The organism is Microbacterium umsixpiens (genome assembly GCF_053543675.1).
Genome location: NZ_JBLVOH010000253.1, coordinates 1 through 2,054 on the forward strand (window position 1 = coordinate 1; position 2,054 = coordinate 2,054).

2 protein-coding genes are annotated in these 2,054 nt (G+C 71.8%); both read right to left on the reverse strand.

What is annotated here, in order from left to right:
* Window positions 1-120 precede the first annotated feature (120 nt).
* Entirely contained in the window at window positions 121-1,158 is a 1,038-nt protein-coding gene (locus ACNPM4_RS20740; protein WP_448987027.1) for an ABC transporter ATP-binding protein, read from the reverse strand.
* Window positions 1,155-2,054: ABC transporter ATP-binding protein (locus tag ACNPM4_RS20745; RefSeq protein WP_448987028.1), on the reverse strand; the 900-nt coding region annotated here is incomplete at its 5' end. The genes ACNPM4_RS20740 and ACNPM4_RS20745, both read right to left, overlap by 4 nt.

The following is a 2,054-nucleotide window of genomic DNA, read 5'->3' on the forward strand; positions in this document are numbered from 1 at the left end:
CCGCAGCACGAAGGCGATGCGGGTGCCGTCCGGTGACAGTGCCGGTTGCTCGGGGGTGCGGACGGCGAGCAGGTCGTCGACGGTGACACGGTTCATGGGAGCTCCAATCGGATGGTCAGTTCACTGTGTCCGCAGAGAGCGGGGTCGGTGTTGTGGTCGCGGCCGAAACCAGGGGGTGCTTTGGGAGATGGGCACAGTTCCGATCGGCGCATCCGTCGGCAGCCCCGCGAAGTGGCAGGCCGCGCCCACCGTGCCCGTGGGTCGCTGCGGTTCCGCGATCACGCAGATCTGCCGATCAGGGCGCGCCGCGGGACCGATCGGGCACCGCGGGTGGAAGCGGCAGCCGCCGGGCGGGGCGTGCGGGTCGGCGGGCTCCACATCGACGGGGGCGAGCGGATCGACGGCCAGCAGGTTCCCGTGCCGGGTGGGTGCCGCCTGGAGCAGATCCCGCGTGTACGGGTGCTGCGGGTCGGCCAGCACCTGCTCGGTCGGCCCGACCTCCACGATCCGGCCGAGGTACATGACCGCGATGTGATCGCTCAGGTATCGGACGACGGACAGGTTGTGCGAGATGAAGAGCATCGTCAGGTCGAGCTCCACGCGCAGGTCGCGCACGAGGTTGAGCACCGAGCCCTGTACGGAGACGTCGAGCGCGGAGGTGATCTCGTCGGCGATCACGACCTCGGGGCGGGCGGCGAGAGCGCGGGCCAGGGCGATGCGCTGGCGCTGCCCGCCGGAGAGGGCGGCCGGGAGCGACTGTGCGCGGTCGGCGTCGAGGTTCACGAGGTCGAGCAGTCGTGCGACCTCGGCACGGCGGGCCCTGCTTCCTCGGATGTCGCGGGGGAGGGCCTCGGCGATCGATTCGCCGATGGTCATGCGCGGGTCGAGCGAGGAGAACGGATCCTGGAACACCATCTGGATGGGGCGACGGCGGCGCAAGCCGCGCACGTCCACTCCGTCCAGCGTGATGGCGCCCTCGCTGATCGGCGCGAGGCCGATCGCCGCGCGGGCGAGCGTGGACTTGCCCGAACCCGACTCACCCACGAGCCCGACGACCGACCCGGACGGGACGGTCAGGGACACATCGTCGACGGCGGTGAGGCCGGAGCGGTGCGAGCCGTAGCGCACGCTGACCCGGTCGAAACGCAGCTCGCTCATCGCAGGACCCTCTCGTCATCGGCGGCGGCCTCGTCCGCCGTCGTGGCCACCGCCACAGCGACCTCCGCCTCTCCGGTGACCGGATGCCAGCAGGCGACCCGGTGCCCGGCCTCATCGGCCAGGAGCTCGGGGTCGCTCTCCCGGCAGAGGTCGGTGGCGAGGGGACAGCGGGCGGCGAACGCGCATCCGGTGGGGAGGGCGCCCGGTGCCGGCGGACGGCCGGGGATCACTTTGAGGGGCTCGTCGCGGTCGGCGTCGAGCTCGGGCACGACCTCGAGCAGGGCGCGGGTGTACGGGTGCCGGGCGTCGGTGTGCAGGTTCGCTGCGGGCAGGTCCTCGACGATCCGTCCCGCGTACATCACCAGCACGCGGTCGCAGGTCTGCGCGACGACCGCGATGTCGTGGCTGATCAGCAGGATCGCGGCGTCGGTGTCGCGGCGCACGCCGGCCAGCAGCTGCAGCACCTGTCGCTGCACGGTCACATCGAGCGCGGTGGTCGGCTCGTCCGCGATGATCAGGCGCGGATGATTCATGAGTCCCATGGCGATCATCGCCCGCTGCCGCATGCCGCCGGAGAACTCGTGCGGGTACTGGTGGGCGCGTCGCGCCGCGGCGGGCACCCGCACCGACTGCAGACGCTCGATCACCCGATCCATCGCCTGCTTCCGAGTGATGTCCTGGTGCTCGGACGCGGCCTCGGCGAGCTGCGAGCCGATCCGCCTCGTCGGGTTGAACGAGGTCATCGGGTCCTGGAAGACCATCGCGAGGGAGGTGCCGAGGAGGCTCCGCACCGCGCGGTCGGACGTCGTCAGCAGCGGGGTGCCGCAGAAGTCCAGTCGCGCGGCGTCGACCTGACCCGGGCGTTCGATGAGCCGGGCGGCGGCCAGGGCGGTCAG